The following is a 17409-nucleotide window of genomic DNA, read 5'->3' as shown; positions in this document are numbered from 1 at the left end:
TATTGCTGTTTACGCTGCTTGATTGAATTAAAAATGGATAAAGTCGAGCTTAGAGGGTGTTTGAAAAGTTTTTTGGGGTCAAATTTTATGCCAGTCGCCTCACCATGATCCGGATCATGGCAAGATAAATAAACGTCTCCGATGTTTCCTGCAGAAGTTCGTAGTCTCTGACCAATCGCCGACACCCCATGACCCAACCGAAAGTGCGCTCCACCACCCAACGTTTTTTGAGCAAGACAAAGCCCTTGGTTTGCTCTGGGCGCAACACCACCTGCACAATCCAACGGCACTCATTCCATCACCCACTGCAAAAACGGCTCACCATCAAAGCCGCCATCCACCCAGAGGGTTGTCAAACGAGATACCTGCTTTTGAGACTGTTTGACGCGTTTGAGAACTTGTTTACCTCCTTCGCGTTCACCCACTTAGACTTACATCATTAGACGGTATGATGCAATTCATTTCCATAGAAGTAATAAACTAATTAACGACTGCTATTTCCATCTAACTATTGGAGTATATTTGTATTAAATGAACTTGTAGTCTTAAATACAGTGTCAAAGCTCCAAAGTTTACCAAATTTTTTATGAAAATGAGCTTAAGATTTTGTAAGTATGTGGCATAAGAATAATGATTTTTTAGCAAAATAAAACAAAAAATTAAGCTCAACTTTATCTATAGCAATCCGAATTGAAACGTGAGAAAACACTGAGATTAAAAGTGGGTGTTTTAAAGCCTTTCAGCGATTTTCTCTCTCACGAATGATTTAGGATTGCTATAGAAGTAGTTAGTAAGCTGTAATCCTAGTAATTTGTACTTATTATGAAACCTAAGTCAGTTAAATTAATTAGGGGTTAACAATTCCGTAGTAAATGGCGACAACAAATAAGAAAGTAGCCAATATAACCAGCGTAAAACCATAGCGAACTAGTGGATTAGGTAAGTCCTGATTGGTGATTACACTATCCCTTTGTGCCTGAGTAATAGGCTCAGATTTCCCGGTTTCTTGAGGATTCATATCGCTAGCTGTGTTCTCTGGCAGAGGAATATTATTTTCTGTTCTTTTGTTTTCAGTCTCTTGGGATTTCATGGGCTTTTTTTCGTGTCCTTCTAGCTTTTGTGCTTTCATAGTTTCAAATATTGGCTAACGCTTACATCGTTCTTGAGAACTACCTTGGCTTGATGTGCGGTTCGCCTAAAGGGGTTAGTCAATGTAAAGTCGATCTGTAATGACAAATACACTTTTCTAAGCAACTGGATGAAATTTAAATTTTTGAGTTTTTAGAAAATTACTAATTCGGCGAAGTAAGTATATTTACTAGTGATGCTTTACAGAGAAAAAGGCGAAGGGATTATAAGTACTAGTTGTAAATATTGAAATGCCAAACTCGATATAATACCGTACTCACGTTTTTTTCAAACCATAGACATACGCATATAAACACAGATGAATCTCATAATTGTATTCATCATGTAGTTACTAATTTTGTATGAATGAGGAAGTCTCCAAAAAGCTCGAATTAATCAGACAAACCTTGCATGAATCCGAAGTGCAAGGCCTGCGTTTGCGTGGTACAGACTGGTTTGCCTGGGTGACGGCTGGCGCTTCTAATACCGTGCTGCTGACTGCTGAAACTGGTGTAGCAGAAGTATTAGTAACTACTGAAGATGCCTGGGTATTGACGGATGAAATTGAAGCGCAGCGTCTTCAGGATGAAGAACTGCCAGCTAATTTTAGGGTATATGTGAACCCTTGGGCTGATTATGCTGCCCGTGAGTCTTTTGTTCGTGATGTAACTGGTGGTGGAAAAACAATTAGCGATCGCCCCATCTCCAATTTAGAAAAACCGTTACCCCCAACTCTGCAAAATCATAAACGGGTAATGATGTCAAGTGAATTAGAGCGATATCGTCAAGTCGGGCAAAAAGCTAGTCAGGCAATGACAGAGGTACTCAAAGCCGCCAAGCCAACTTGGACAGAATATCAGTTAGCGGGTGCAGGTGCAGAGGCTTTATGGGCGAAAGGGTTGCATCCAGCGCTGACACTGGTAGCGGGTGAAAGACGTTTACCGCTATACCGTCATGCAACAGCCACCGCAGAACAGATTGGACAGCAAGCGATGCTGGTGTTTTGCGCAAGAGGTTACGGTTTGTATGCAAATCTAACGCGATTTGTTTGTTTTGGTAAGCTTTCAGACGAACGAGCCGAATTACATTCCCATGTGCGTGAAATAGAAGCAGTAGTTTTGAATTTGTGCCAACCCGGAACCAGTCTCGATGCAGTTTATCACGCCCTAGCTCAGGCTTATGAGCAGCATGGATTTCCCAATGCCATCCGCGAACATCACCAAGGAGGAACCACTGGATATCTGGCGCGAGAAATCGTCGCCAATCCAACTACTACTGATACTTTGACAGAAGGCATTGCTGTTGCTTGGAACCCTAGTTTAGCAGGGGCAAAGATTGAAGATACTTTTGTGATTCTCAAGGATGGAAAGTTGGAAAATTTAACTTTCGATCGAAATTTTCCTAATGTTGAGGTAGAAGGAAGGTTACGCCCTGTACCTTTGTACAATTAAAAATTATGGACTTTCAACAAGTATTCGGGAAACCATCTGAAACTGAAGCCAGTGCGCCAGGAAGAGTAAATTTACTAGGCGAACATACCGACTATAACGATGGCTTCGTTTTGCCAACTGCGATTCCTCAATCTACGACGGTAGAACTAGGTTTGAGTAGCGATGGCCATCATCACTTTCACTCGGAAAATCTCAACGAGCAAGTGAGCATTTTAGACAATCATACCCCGTCTGGATTTGCCAGTTATATTTTTGGCTGTATTGAGGTTTTGCAAAAAGCAGGACACACAATACCATCGCTTTCTGTATACGTCAAATCATCGGTTCCGATGGGTTCGGGTTTGTCTAGTAGCGCGGCTTTGGAAGTGGCAACGCTGCGGGGATTACGCCAACTTCTGAAGCTTCCCATTGATGACGTTGAAATCGCTCAATTTGCCCAGCAAGCAGAAATTCACTATGCTGGCGTGCAGTGCGGCATCATGGATCAGATGGCTTCTAGTTTGGCTGACACTGAGCATATCTTGTTTTTAGATACTCGAACTTTAGAACGCCGGGTGATGCCTTTGCCTGAGAACGCGGAGATTTTGGTTATTGATAGCGGTGTACCTCGCACTCTTGCCACTAGCGGTTATAACCAGCGTCGGGCTGAGTGTGAAGAAGCGGCGCGATCGCTAGGAGTTAAGGCACTACGAGATATTACTGGTGTTGAAGTAACAGAAAAACTACCCGACCCTCTACGCCGTCGTGCCCGTCATGTGGTTACAGAAGATAACCGCGTCTTGGAAGTATTGCAGGGAGTAACATCTGAGCGCTTTGGCGAATTGATGAACGCATCCCACGCCAGTTTGAGAGATGATTATGAAGTGTCTGTACCTGCACTGGATACATTAGTAGAGATTTTGCAGAAAACAGAAGGAGTGTTTGGTGCAAGGCTGACAGGTGCTGGTTTTGGCGGTGCTTGTGTTGCTTTGGTTAAATCAGACCAGAGCAAAGATATTGCAACTCATGTTCTTGAACAATACAAGCAAGCAGGTTACACCGGACAAATTTTGGTTCCTTCTTTGGAGTTAAGTGATGCAGCCTAAAGTTGTTTATGGAAACGCAGCCGTTGAAGGTGTAAATCGTTGGGGATGGTTCATGGGTCACTTTATCACCCCTGAAGACGATCCGCGTTCCACGGAAATGCTAGAAGTAAAATGGGCTGTTCACAAAGCAGGTGAAAGTAGAACTGAATGGGCAGTAAATAACCAAGCTGCGACGCTTTCAATTCTCATTCACGGGGAATTTCGCCTGCAATTTGAAGATAGAGAAATTTTATTATCTCGTGAAGGTGATTATGTTCTTTGGTGTGCAGGTGTGTCCCATTGGTGGGTTGCTGAGTCCGACTGCACTATTCTGACTGTCAGATGGCCTTCAAAGCCAGGCGATAGTGTTGAATTGCCTGGAGTATCAAAGAGTGAGTTTGCTAAGTAATTGAGCATAATTAATTTTAATTAGGTTCGATATTCCTTCATTTTTCAAGACTAGTTTGCTTCTCAACATCAGATTTAAGATACAAGTCAGATATTTAAGTAAGTTGGCTTAAATAATTATCGTTGCGATCGGGCAGAAGCATAAGGAAAAAGGGTTTGAGCTTTCTTTACTTTTGTTTACAAAGTTTACTTTTATTGTGCCGACTTACTTATCATTTTCAAAAATATTTGATATCTACCCTACAAACTTAATTATCTCTATCTTTGGTATTTTTTTTAATCCGTCGAACTCACGTAGTATTAATCCAAGGATTTTTTGGAGATGAGTTTGTTTGACGTAAAACCGTGATTCTGACGAAAGATGCATTTAATGCGATCGACACAATATCTAGAGATATAGAAAATTTATTGCGGATTTCAAGTTAGTGAAGTACACAAGCTTGCGTCTCAAAGCCAGGTATAAAACTTGTTTTACTTCTGAATTCTGAATTCTGACTCCTGAATTCTGGTGTATTGCAGCAAAGCTGGAGTCATTAGGCTTTCTTAATCCCTTGGATTGAGACGGAAAAATTATACAGTGTATAGATTTAACTAATCAGTATTTTGTTTCATGCTAAAACCTGATTATCTACTTAAATACTTAAGCCTATTACTCGCAAATCCAGTATTAGTTATCGTACTAATGCTTACAACATTGACGAGTAGTTGTCAAAAAAACGACCCGGCAGCTAATGCTCAAACCCCGCCACCATTGCCAGTAAAACTTCAGAGAATTAACGCAGGCACAATCGAAGAAAGTTCCGAGTTTGTTGGCTCGTTGGAAGCGCAGCAAAAAGTCATACTACAGCCCCAAACTCAAGGTAGAATCGAATCAATTCTGGTGTCGAGTGGTCAGCGAGTGCAGCAGGGTACGCCGATCGCATCTTTGAGTTTAGATCAGGCTCAGGCCAATGTCACCAGTGCGATCGCAGCTGCTAATTCGGTGCAAGCAGCATTGGCTACTGCTCAAGCAGAGCAACAACAAGCCGAAGCCCAACGCACCAAAGCAGCTGCAAATGTTCAACTGCAACAGACACAGTTCAATCGTACCCAACAGTTAGTCGGCGAAGGAGCCGTAGCTAGGCAAGAGTCAGACATTGGTCGAAATAATTTACAAACTGCTCAAGCAGACCTGCAAACATCCGAAAAGCAAGTCGCAGCAGCTAGGGCAGCCGTCCGCCAAGCACAGGCAAACATCCGCCAAGCTCAAGCAAGCACGGCTGCGGCGCGAGTCAGCCTCAATTTCAAGCAAGTGGTAGCACCCATTACTGGCGTAGTTGGTGAATTTCCGGTCAAGGTTGGAGATTATGTCAACATCGGACAAACAATCACCACACTCACACAAAACGATTCACTGGATCTCAATCTTTCTATACCCTCAAATAGATTGCCCCAATTACGAACGAACTTACCCGTGCAGTTAATCGATCCCACCAGCCAGCAAGTGATTGGTACAGGTGCGATTAGCTACATTTCTCCAAATGTAAGTTCTAATCAACAGTCAGTTTTGAGCAAAGCCCGCTTTCGCAATTCACAAGGGCGATTGCGCGATGGACAATACGTTAGAGCTCGCGTGATTTGGAATCGACAACCAGGTATCTTGATTCCCACCGTCGCAATTTCTCGCGTTGGTGGACAAAGTTTTGTGTTTGTCACCGAAAACAAAACTGTCAATGGACAACAGCAGCAAGTTGTGCATCAGCGTTTAGTGCGCCTGGGAGATATTCAAGGGCCCAATTATCAAGTTATCGATGGGCTTAAATCCGGCGAAACGATTGTAACTTCTGGCATTCTCAAACTTAGAGAAGGCGCACCAATCCAACCAGTGTCATAAATCCAGGATCGATAATTTATGATTTTTTCGATCGCGAATACCTTCATTAAACGCCCGGTATTAACTACCGTTTGCACTCTACTGATTCTGATTGTCGGTGGTGTGTGTATTCCGTTGCTGCCGCTTAATTACTTGCCAGATATTGCACCGATTCGCGTTCAAGTCTCAGCTTCCTATACTGGGGCGGATGTGGAAACTGTCGAAACTGCGGTGACAACTACGCTGGAGCGACAAATTAACGGCGTTGAGGGAATGCAGTACATGACCTCAAACAGTTCAGCAGGTAGTAGTCAAATTTCGGTATATTTCGGGGCGCAGACAGATAAAAATATTGCTCAAGTTAACGTCCAAAATCGTCTCGCCCGTGCTACACCTCGCCTACCGACAACGGTGCAACAATTCGGTGTGACAGCACAAACATCTTCTACAAGTATTTTGTTAGTGTATGCTCTTTATCCCGAAAATAATGAGTATGACGCGCTGTTTATTAGTAACTATATTGACCTGAATTTGCGAGACCAACTGCTGAGAACGCCAGGAGTTGGGGATTTAACAATTTTTGGTGAAAAGCAATATGCAATGCGGTTGTGGCTCGATCCGAATGCGCTGGCAAGTCGAGGCTTAACTGTGGCAGATGTCTCTACGGCATTGCGATCGCAAAACATTCTCGCCGGAGCTGGAACGTTAGGTCAATCGCCTATCCCCCCAGGTCAAAGTTATGAAATTCCGTTGCGAGTCAATGGTCAATTTAAAGATGCGTCAGAGTTTGAAAATCTAGTTATTCAAGCCGGAAGTAATGGCAGTTTAATTAAACTCCAAGATGTGGGTCGTGCAGAACTCGGCTCGGAGACTTACAGCAGCAATGCTAGAAATAATGGTAAGCCGTCGATTGGGATCGCAATTTATCAATTACCTGGTAGTAACGCCCTGGATGTGGCGAAAAACGTTCAGGCTCAGATGGATGAGTTGATGAAAGACTTTCCACCGGGCTTAAAAGCTGAGATTGTCTACGATACTGTTGGATTTGTGCAAGCGTCACTCGAAGAAGTGCTGAAAACACTTGTTGAAGCGATCGCTCTTGTCGTACTGGTGATTTTTCTGTTTCTGCAAAACTGGCGAGCCACAATTATTCCCCTGGTTTCCATTCCCGTTTCACTAATTGGGGCGTTAGCATTCGCTTATATATTTAAATTCTCGTTGAATAATTTAACGTTATTTGGCTTAATTTTGGCAACAGGATTAGTTGTAGATGATGCGATTATCGTTGTTGAAGCGATCGCTCGCAAAGTTGAACAGGGAATGCGACCACTGCAAGCATCAGTCGAGGCAATGGATGAACTTACCGGAGCGGTAGTTTCAACCTCGCTGGTATTGATGGCAGTTTTTATCCCGGTGGCATTTTTCCCAGGTTCGACCGGAAAAATGTATCAACAGTTTGCGTTGATTATTGCTTTTTCAATCGCCATCTCAACGTTTAATGCCCTTTCCTTTAGTCCGAGTATATCTGCAATTCTGCTCCGTCCACCTCAGCCGGCACGTGGCCCGCTTGGTTGGTTTTTTGGTCGTTTCAATCAAATTTTACAATGGATCATTGAAAAGTATTTAGCGAGCGTGAATTTTCTGATTCGCCTTCGTTATGTGGTAATCGGATTATTCGTGGTTGGTTTAGCTGCAACTTATTTTATGTTTACCCATGTTCCCACCGGGTTTGTTCCCAGTGAAGACCAGGGAATTGTCTTAGGTATTATTCAAGGCCCAGATGGAGTTGCTCTTAACTATACTGACCAAGTAATTACAAAACTCGAACAAATTCTCGAAAAAGAACCAGAGGTGAGTAACGTTTTCGCCACTTCGGGATTTGGCTTTGCAGGTAGTGGCTCAAATCGCGGTGTGTTCTTTGCAAAACTCAAGCCGTGGGAGGATCGTACTCAACCCGATCAAAGTGCCTCTGGAATCTTAGCCCGAATCAATAAAGAATTTGCAACGATTCCAGAAGCTATTATTACCGCAGTCAGTCCCCCACCGATTCAAGGCTTTAGTACGTTAGGGGGATTTGAGTTACAGCTAGAAGACCGTACCAACGGAAGATTAACAATCAATGATTTTTTTGCGAATGCTCAAGCGGTGCTAGCCCAAGCAAATCAAAAACCAGCGCTCAAAGGCGGCGTTTTTACCCAGTTTACTGCTAGTACACCACAGTTTCAAATTGACTTTGATCGCACTCGTTTAGAGGCACTTAACATCGATTTTCAAGAAGCTGTGAACACACTTGGAGCTGCAATTGGCTCCCAGTATGTTAACGATTTTACTTTGGGACAGCGTAGCTACCGCGTATATGTTCAAGCAGATGCCAACTATCGGCGATCGCCAGATGATATTCAACGGCTTTATGTGCGATCGGCAAATAACCAAATGGTTCCATTGAGTGAGGTTGCAAAAATCACACCTACTACAGGGCCATCAGTGATTTCCCATTACAACGGCTTCCGCGCGATCGATTTACAAGGTAGAGAAGCATCGGGCTACAGTAGTGGACAGGCGATTCAAGCAATGCAAGAAGCGGTGGCTGAAGCAGCAACACCGGGGGTTGGCAGTGATTGGATTGGAACTGCCCGCGAAGAATTAAGTGCAGGTAACTTAGGGATTTTGATTTTTGGCTTCGGGATCATTATGGTATTCCTGACACTGGCTGCTCAGTATGAAAGCTATATCGATCCGGCGATTATTTTGTTAACTGTACCGTTAGCGTTGTTAGGCGCTTTGAGTGCCTTATCTTTGCGCGGTTTGGTGAATGATGTCTACGCAAACGTGGCGTTAGTGATGCTGATTGGATTAGCGTCAAAGAACGCGATTTTGATCGTCGAGTTTGCCAATCAAGGTCTTGAACAAGGTATGACAATTCGACAAGCAGCCGTAACCGCAGCGCAAGAAAGATTTCGACCGATTGTAATGACTTCAAGCGCTTCCTTGCTGGGATTTTTCCCCCTGGTAATTGCCACCGGAGCCGGTTCTGCCTCGCGTTGGTCGTTAGGAACAGCCTTATTTGGCGGGCTACTCGTAGCAACGATTTTGAGTTTGCTGATTGTTCCAGTCCTGTACGTAATCATCAAGACTTTGGAAGAACGCTTCTTGAAGAAAAAACCTGCTAAACCTTCCCAACCGCCATCCCCAGATGGAAACGAAGATGGACAATCAAGAGCGATGCCAACTCCAGTCGGAGACGCTGCGCGAACGACGAACGCTCATCAACATTCATCTGTAATTATCAAGCAGAATGCTGATGATAACAAACGTAATGATTCGAGTAAGTAAAAAAGGAAGAGGGTTAAGCCAAGAAACGCGATGAATCGCCGTCAAGACAAAAGATTGGTTATTAGACCTCTTGCTTTCATTGCTTTTTGCAAGAGGTCTATTGTTAATACATCGGCGGTCTTGTTAATACATTGGCTTGTATTGTGAATGCGGCCGCGGCCTTGTTAATACATCGGCTTGTATTGTGAATGCGGCCGCGGCCTTGTTAATGCATCGGCTTGCATTAAAAACACTACGTTTTTACGCAAAGCTGTACTTAGAAAGCTATAGCAACAGCCAAAATGGTTAGGACATTAACAGATGATAAAATTTAGACACAAAAAGGCTTTTCACCCAGTCCCCAGTCCCTAGTCCCCAGTCCCTTGCTATAGTTTCATTTTTTCTCTGCTTGTATGAAACCACCCTGGACTCTCGAAGAGCGGGGAGGGGGTTGGGGGTGGGGTTCAGTACCAACTCAACCCAGAATCGGTATTATTACAAGAGGTAAAGATTAAGCTGTAACTTTGGGAACCACTGACACAATGTAGAGTATCTCCTGATAATTTAGCAAAGCTATAAGCATTGGAGCGAAGCAAATGAACGCTAAATTAATCGTTTTTTCTGCCTTTGTGACAGCATTTGTAGGTGCAGGAATTGGTTTTATTATTGCTAATTTACTTCCTTGCCCTTACACAAGTCAAATGTATAAAGATTTAGAGCAAAAATATGCGATCGTTGGTGCAGTTGCTGGCTTGCTGATTGGTTCTAGTCAAGAAATGATTCGAGAACTCAAGCAAGAGCGGGATGCAGAAGAAGAATTGCTGCGGGATTTGAACAAAGCTATTCACTCAAGTACAGATCGAGAAAATTTATGACAATTTTTGACAACGATTAACAGCTATAGCAAAAATTCCGATCGCGGTTCTGATAAACTGCGATGGCATTGCCGCCATACTCACCAGTGGTAACTCTGGAATTGAGCGGGTAGTCGCATTTACCTTCGCCCGTGAAGCTGCCGATGTGCTGATGTATGCAGGTGTGTCTATTGGTGGTTTGCTGAATTCAACTGTACTATTTTGACTGTTAGATGCCCTTGAAAGCCAGGCGATCGCGTTGCATTGTCTGGAGTGTCAAAGAGTTTGGTTATGTTAAGTAATTCGTTATAATTAATTTATATTAATTGTTACAGAGGATTGGCATAAGCCACCAATTTTAAAAATAGTGCGCTACTATCGACAAGCAATAAAAAATCTCCTAGAGGTCTGATATTAATACGCCTCTAGTTATAAGTTGAAGAGGATAAAAAAGATGGTTCAAAGTATAGGCGGTATAGCGAAATATTCAGCTACCGACCTAGACCGATTTGCTCAAAAACTGAATCAAGACGGAATTTGTGTAATTCCCGATGTTTTTGAGCAAAAATTAATTGACGAGTGGGCACAAGCTTTTGAAAACTTATTTCACGAGCGTCAAAATCAACCAGGTGGGTTGGCTCCTCGTGAAGTTTCCCGCTACTATCTAACCTTGCCTTGGATTTACCCATTTGCTAATGAGTTAGTTTTTGCCAATCCAGTGATTATGGGTGTCCTGGATCGCGTGTTTTACCAAGAATACGTGATGGTTCAGATGGGAGTTGATGTTCCATTCCAGGGTTCAGATTATCAGGAAACCCATCGGGATTTTCGCCCATTGTTTAGCGATCGCATTGTCACCCCACTTTACGCCCTCGCAGTTAACTTTCCCCTGGTGGAAGTAACCGCAGAAAACGGGCCGTTTCAAATGGCGCGTGGTACTCATGTTATACCGCGTGAAGAAGGATTAGAAAAGGTTGCCAGTGGTGAAATTCCGATGGAATCCTTTTATATGCAGCCAGGTGATGTGATGGTGCGATCGCCTTTAGCACTACATCGGGGTTCCCCAAATCGGACAAACCACCCAAGGCCGATGGTAGTCATGGGCTATGCTATGCATTGGTTGCACACACCAAAGGTAGATTTGACTCTTCCACAAGACTTTTATGATAGTCTCCCAGAAAAACTAAAGCAGATGCTACGGTGTCAGCTAGTAGAAAGCTTACCTAAGAATAAAGTCGAAACTTACGTGAATTTCAAATACTAGTAGTTTTTCAAGGCAACAATGCTTGGTAAATAAGTTTGTAGTCAGGACTTTAGTCCTTGATTTAAGCGTTAAAGCCCTCACTACAAACCCGGCAAACTTAACTTGACTAACCACTAGTGGAAGAAGGATTTTTGTCATTCCATAGATAATTAAGATGCAAACCTATACTAATCCAGTCTACAAAGGTTATTTTGCCGATCCTTTTGTTTGGCAACACGAAGGCGTATATTATGCGATCGGTACTGGTGCAGCAGAAGCAGAAGGAACGGTAGACGAAATAGCGGACGCACCAAATGTTAACTCCAATAACAAATCGTGTGTCTTTCCTCTGTTACGCTCCTTCGACTTTGTGAACTGGGATTTTGTTGGTAACGCGCTACAACGCCCAGATCCCGCCCTTGGCGATAATTTTTGGGCCCCCGAAGTTGCTTACTGCGATCGCCAATTTTATCTTTACTATTCTATAGGGCATGAAGATAAGAATCATCAGTTACGTGTAGCTACAAGCGCTACTCCGTTAGGCCCATATCAAGATGTTGGCGAACCAGTCGTAGATCCAAAGTCCTGTCCTTTTGCGATCGATCCGCATCCATTCCAGGATGACGATGGACAGTGGTATTTGTTTTACGCCCGTGACTTTCTGGATACATCAGATGGAGTGCGTGCTGGCACAGCATTAGTTGTAGACAAACTCCAAACCATGACTAAACTTGCTGGTGAAGGGAAAGTGGTATTACGTGCGCGATCCGATTGGCAACGGTTTTTAGCCAACCGTTTGATGTATGGTGAAATTTATGATTGGCATACTTTAGAAGGCCCCTGCGTTCGTAAGCATGAAGGTAAATACTATTGCTTTTATAGTGGTGGACGCTGGGAAACTGAGAACTACGGCGTAGATTATGGCATTGCTGACAACGTGATGGGGCCTTACTCTGATGCAGGTAACGAAACCGGGCCACGGGTGCTAAAGTCTGTTCCTAATTTTGTCATCGGGCCGGGACATAATTCTATTGTTCTTGGGCCAGATGGTAAGACTGAGTATGTTGTCTACCATGCTTGGACGAAAAACATGGATATGCGGCAAATTTGCTTAGATATGCTGATATGGAAACCAGAAGGGCCATCTTGCAACGGCCCTACCTGGACACCGCAGACTATCAGCAACTATTGAAGATTTTGCGATACATTAACACCGCTTACTTTGGCTGGTATAACAACGCTATAGTAGCCAGCTGCGATCGCTGCTAATGCATTAAGCAAAACATTAGCACCGAACAATGGCATTAAACCAAAAAATGTCTTACCCAAAGGCAATAATCCGATGATGGCCAGCAAGGCATAAGAAACTGCAAAACCACGATTGAATAGACGCGCTGTGGTAGTATTGTTGTAAGAAGTAATTCCTAACAATCCGACGGCACAGCGAACAAGATTATGCAAAAAATTGGTGGGAATTGCACCAAAGATATAACCAAAACCCGCAGAATAAGCACCAGCAGATTGATCGAGTGGAACAAAAGATTCGCTCGATCCTGGTAATGAAACCAAAGCTGGTACAAATCCAGCTAAACCTAAAAGTAAATAACTGATTCCGATAGCCAAAGCAATGTAACGCTCGATCATTTTTGCCTGGTTAATGTTTTCCATCTTGTTTCTCTTGGTAAGTGTGTAGATGTTTAGGAAATAGTAACTCCTAGCTGATAAATCATCAAAATCTAATTTGTTAATAGATATAAATAGATCGTCTCTAGCTAGTTAAGTGTCTCAACAGAATATTTATAATTCAACTTCGTCTTTCATATATTTCACTCTATCAAAGGTAATAAACACTATTTTAAAAAAGCTTCCAAATTGAGTTTAATTTGGGGCTTATGTTTTTTATCTTCATTAAAAAATATTTGTTAATTAATTATTGTCATTGCTATGATGCTTTATTGCTTTAGCCACTTGTAGAAATGGCATTTTTAGTTCATGATATTCATGATTTCTAATTTTATTATGAAAAGAATTATTGAAGGGCGAATAGATATCTACCTCGGATAGCCAAATCATAGTTTCATAACCAACCCGACCCATTTCTGGCTCTAAACCCATAGGCATCTCTAGTAAATAAACCCAGCTACCCGACTGAGGCCGGTAATTTTTGATGATGCCTTCTTTGCCGATAAACTCTACCTTTTGACCGCTATGAAACTTAGGTAGTGATAAAAGACTTGCATTCATTACTCGTAATTCCTTCGACTAATAGACTGATAAATAACCTTATAGCTAATATAAAACTTGCGGTTATCCGTCACAGGTTTCAATGTATTCTCTGTCAGTCGTTTTAATAGTAAGTTTGACTTTTTATATCTAAAGTCGTAATTTTCATTAAATCTATTAAATTTTTCAAAAAAAACTTTCAAAATCAGAAACTTTACTACTTAATTTATTTCCAATGCCTACACTTATCGCACTACCTATTTTATTGGAAAAACTCTGAGATAGAAAACGCGATCGCTCCATCATTAAAAGCGATCGCGTGAGGTTTATGAATTGAATTATTATCAATCTTACACATAATCAAAAAGCTTTTATCCTACCCAAGGTTGAGATAATATCTATATCATCAGAGTGAAATTTATAATACTTATTTACCAAAACTAACAATCAAAGAAATTACTTCTGCTACTATGATTTATAAAATAGTTGTTACAATAATATGTATTCAAGATAACAAATTAATATTTTGTTTTAGAAAAATACTGTTTTAATACTTAAAACCAGGCAATTGTTTATATAAATTTAGCGTGAAATATTTACTCTAAGTTACCAAATAAGCTGAATTGATTAATTTTAATAGTATTAATAATTATTTTAATTGTACTGTGTACGAAACCGAACAGACAAAAACAACTATACTTGCATGGTTTTCAATATAAATATTTATTTGTGTTACATAAGTTAATAATCTATTTTAGATAAAATAAAAATATAGTGCTTAAGACTTAATCAAGAAAGTAATTTTATATTTATTTTGGTAGATGAAAAAATTAGACATAAAACAGTATTTTCTTAAGTAGTGAACCAGTCAAGCCAAGTATTGATTATACCGATTCGATATTGAAAAGCAGCAAAATATATTGCAAGCTTTTGCCTGAAAGTAAGCTTGATGCTGCCTTACAAAGAAAAGGTATTAGCGTTTAGCTAGTCAGAATTAATAATTTAAATAACGAGACAAACTATGGCAAGTGAAAAATCTCAAGTCAAAAACAACGGTGTCAGCAATGTTATTTCGTCGAAGCAGCGTAAAACAAAGCGATCGCAGCTAGCCCAAACGCAATCATCGAGTACATCACTGTTGGATTTAACTTCGTCTAATAAAAAAGTTCAATCAACAGAAACTTTTAAAGATACACCTGATATAGTTTGCTTATCTCATTTACGTTGGAATTTCGTCTATCAAAGGCCACAACATCTTCTTAGTCGCTGCGCTCAAGGAAAGCGAGTCTTCTTTATTGAGGAGGCAATTTTCTCTGAAGAACCGTTGGCAAGGTTAGATGTAAACCAAGATTCTAATGGAGTAGTTGTGGTTGTGCCACACCTACAACAAGGTTTAAGCGAAGAAGCAATCAACGCAGATTTACAAGTACTAATTAATAATTTATTTGCAGAGCATAATATCAACAAATACATTTGTTGGTATTACACACCAATGGCGATCGCTTTCACGCGCCACTTGCAACCCCAAGCTGTGGTGTACGATTGCATGGATGAATTATCTGCATTCCAGGGAGCATCACCCACTTTAAAGAATTACGAAGCCGAACTATTCAAGCGTGCAGACTTAGTATTTACAGGGGGACAAAGCCTTTACGAAAGTAAAGTGAACCAGCATCCCAACGTTTATGCCTTTCCCAGCAGTGTAGATGTCCCCCACTTTGGCCAGGCGAGAAATCTTCAAGAACCAGAAGATCAAGCTCATATTCCCCATCCTCGCCTTGGATTCTTTGGCGTAATTGACGAACGGATGGATATTGAACTGCTTGCTGGTATTGCCGAAGCCCGTCCCGACTGGCATCTAGTAATTATTGGGCCAGTTGTCAAAATCGATCCCGCAGCTTTGCCCCAGCATGAAAATATCCATTATCTTGGTGGCAGAGACTATAAACAGCTACCTGCCTATTTAGCAGGGTGGGACTTAGCAATGTTGCCATTTGCGCGTAATGAGTCAACACGCTTTATTAGCCCTACCAAAACTCCAGAGTATCTTGCCGCAGGTAGACCTGTAGTATCTACTTCGATTCGAGACGTGGTGCGTCCTTATGGAGAGTCAAAACTGGTGCGAATTGCAGACACAATTTCTGAGTTCGTCACCGCCGCAGAACTTGCAATGCAAGAGGATACCCCAACCTCAGAATGGCTGAGTCGAGTAGATGCCTTTTTAGAAAAGATTTCTTGGGATCGCACTTGGGCATCCATGATGAAGCTAATTGACTCTGCCATTGCAGCGCGTGATGGTGAAGACAAAGCTAACTCCACAGGCGCGGCTGGTAAACAAGCACCAAATGTCATTACCAGAGATTTTGTCTTCGATTACTTAGTCGTCGGCGCTGGTTTTTCTGGTAGCGTCATTGCTGAACGTTTGGCAACTCAAGGTAAAAAAGTGCTGGTTGTAGACAAGCGCAACCACATAGGCGGCAATGCCTACGATCATTACAATGATGATGGCATTCTTGTACACAAATACGGCCCCCATATCTTTCACACCAACTCCCGCGAAGTCTTTGAATACCTCTCGCGCTTTACTCAGTGGCGGTCTTACGAACATCGCGTCCTTGCCAGTGTAGACGGGCAACTTGTCCCGATTCCGATCAACCTCGACACCATCAACAAGCTGTATGGGATGAATCTCAATTCATTTGAGGTGGAAGAGTTTTACAAATCCCTTGCTGAACCCGTAGAATCCATCCGCACTAGTGAAGATGTGGTGGTCAGCAAAGTTGGTCGAGTACTGTATGAAAAGTTTTTCCGTAATTATACCCGTAAGCAATGGGGACTCGACCCATCGGAACTTGACAAATCAGTAATTGCCAGAATTCCCACCCGTACCAATCGTGACGATCGCTATTTTACCGATAGCTACCAAGCGATGCCGCTACACGGCTTTACCCGGATGTTTGACAATATGCTAAATCATCCGAACATCAAGGTAATGCTTAACACTGATTATCAGGAAATTCAAAAAGCTATACCTTGCCGCGAGATGGTATATTCCGGGCCAGTTGACGAATTCTTTGATTATCGCTACGGCAAACTACCATATCGTTCGCTTGATTTCAAGCATGAGACGCATAACACGAGTGTGTTTCAATCAGCGCCAGTCATCAACTATCCCAATGAACAGCTTTATACTCGTGTGACAGAGTTTAAATACTTAACTGGTCAGGAACATTCCAAAACTAGTATTGTTTACGAGTTTCCCAAAGCTGAGGGAGACCCTTATTATCCTGTACCGCGTTCTGAGAATCAGGAAATTTACAAGAAATACAAGGTGCTAGCAGATGAAACTCCAGGGATCTATTTTGTGGGGCGATTAGCGACCTACAAGTACTACAACATGGATCAATGTGTTGCTCAGGCTTTGTCTGTGTACAAGCAAATTGCGGTTAAGGCTTAAATAATTCGTAATTCACGCCGTCTGTGCCGTCTGTGTACACAACTTTCTTTGAAACCTAACCCCCAGCCCCTTCCCTACAAGGGAAAGGGAGCAAAAATCAAAGCCTCTCTACTGTTGTATATGCAAGTCGAATTACCCCCCTTAATCCCCCCTTGGAAAGGGGGGAAATAAGAGAATCTTGTTCCCTCACCTTTACAAGGGGAGGGCTAGGGTGGGGTAATTCGAGGACTGGTAGTGATTCGATAACTTGTGTGTACACCGTAGCCCTGTGGGGGGAAACGAATCGAAGCGGGGTTCTAAGAATTAAGTTGTACATCGCGTTCATTCGTAATTAGGGCTGCGCTGTATTTAGTAGGCTGCTCATTTTTATAAAGCACCGAAAATCTAAGATGGTGCGGTGCGTTAGCCTCTGGCATA

General features: G+C 42.2%; 12 protein-coding genes and 1 pseudogene. 9 read left to right on the top strand and 4 right to left on the bottom strand.

Annotated elements, in window-relative coordinates; all coding sequences use genetic code 11:
* Positions 1-85 precede the first annotated feature (85 nt).
* A pseudogene (locus RMZ42_RS19995) lies at positions 86-419 on the bottom strand (transposase); the annotation flags it as partial.
* Positions 420-847: 428 nt separating this feature from the next.
* Complete coding sequence (locus RMZ42_RS19990; protein WP_322673035.1) at positions 848-1090, bottom strand: hypothetical protein; 243 nt, start codon at positions 1088-1090, stop codon at positions 848-850.
* Between the two features lie 400 nt (positions 1091-1490).
* On the opposite strand from RMZ42_RS19990, the gene RMZ42_RS19985 reads away from it, so the two are divergent.
* From RMZ42_RS19985 to RMZ42_RS19950, 8 genes are all read left to right on the top strand, one after another.
* The gene (locus RMZ42_RS19985; protein WP_322673034.1) at positions 1491-2579 is read left to right on the top strand and encodes a M24 family metallopeptidase; all 1089 of its coding nucleotides are present in this window, start codon (positions 1491-1493) and stop codon (positions 2577-2579) included.
* Positions 2580-2584: 5 nt separating this feature from the next.
* Positions 2585-3664: a galactokinase gene (galK, locus tag RMZ42_RS19980; protein ID WP_322673033.1), complete on the top strand. Its 1080-nt coding sequence runs from the start codon at positions 2585-2587 to the stop codon at positions 3662-3664.
* Positions 3654-4052 (top strand): signal peptidase I, encoded by a 399-nt coding sequence (locus RMZ42_RS19975; RefSeq protein ID WP_322673032.1) that lies wholly within the window; start codon positions 3654-3656, stop codon positions 4050-4052. The genes galK and RMZ42_RS19975 overlap by 11 nt, the downstream gene beginning before the upstream one ends.
* A gap of 681 nt (positions 4053-4733) precedes the next feature.
* Positions 4734-5924 carry an efflux RND transporter periplasmic adaptor subunit gene (locus tag RMZ42_RS19970; RefSeq protein ID WP_322673031.1) on the top strand — a complete coding sequence of 397 codons (1191 nt, stop codon included), beginning with the start codon at positions 4734-4736 and terminating at the stop codon, positions 5922-5924.
* A gap of 18 nt (positions 5925-5942) precedes the next feature.
* Positions 5943-9236, top strand: coding sequence for an efflux RND transporter permease subunit (locus RMZ42_RS19965; RefSeq protein ID WP_322673030.1), 3294 nt, complete (start codon positions 5943-5945; stop codon positions 9234-9236).
* A 575-nt stretch (positions 9237-9811) separates the two neighbouring features.
* A complete protein-coding gene (locus RMZ42_RS19960; protein WP_322673029.1) occupies positions 9812-10090 on the top strand; it encodes a hypothetical protein in 279 nt (92 codons plus the stop codon).
* Positions 10091-10523: 433 nt separating this feature from the next.
* Entirely contained in the window at positions 10524-11333 is an 810-nt protein-coding gene (locus RMZ42_RS19955; RefSeq protein ID WP_322673028.1) for a phytanoyl-CoA dioxygenase family protein, read from the top strand.
* A gap of 154 nt (positions 11334-11487) precedes the next feature.
* Positions 11488-12504 carry a glycoside hydrolase family 43 protein gene (locus RMZ42_RS19950; RefSeq protein ID WP_322673027.1) on the top strand — a complete coding sequence of 339 codons (1017 nt, stop codon included), beginning with the start codon at positions 11488-11490 and terminating at the stop codon, positions 12502-12504.
* Here the strand turns inward: RMZ42_RS19950 and RMZ42_RS19945 are convergent.
* Positions 12498-12980, bottom strand: coding sequence for a DUF4383 domain-containing protein (locus tag RMZ42_RS19945; protein ID WP_322673026.1), 483 nt, complete (start codon positions 12978-12980; stop codon positions 12498-12500). The two genes, RMZ42_RS19950 and RMZ42_RS19945, sit on opposite strands and share 7 nt — an antisense overlap.
* 258 nt (positions 12981-13238) lie before the next feature.
* Entirely contained in the window at positions 13239-13556 is a 318-nt protein-coding gene (locus RMZ42_RS19940; RefSeq protein ID WP_322673025.1) for a hypothetical protein, read from the bottom strand.
* Between the two features lie 1000 nt (positions 13557-14556).
* Between RMZ42_RS19940 and glf the strand changes: the two genes are divergently transcribed.
* Positions 14557-16992, top strand: a complete 2436-nt coding sequence (glf, locus tag RMZ42_RS19935; protein WP_322673024.1) for a UDP-galactopyranose mutase — start codon at positions 14557-14559, stop codon at positions 16990-16992.
* Positions 16993-17409 lie beyond the last annotated feature (417 nt).

The sequence above is a fragment of the Nostoc sp. DedQUE05 genome (genome assembly GCF_034530955.1).
Lineage (GTDB): Bacteria > Cyanobacteriota > Cyanobacteriia > Cyanobacteriales > Nostocaceae > Nostoc.
The sequence above is the reverse complement of the archived record's forward strand: the minus strand, read 5'-3'. Positions and strand labels throughout refer to the sequence as shown.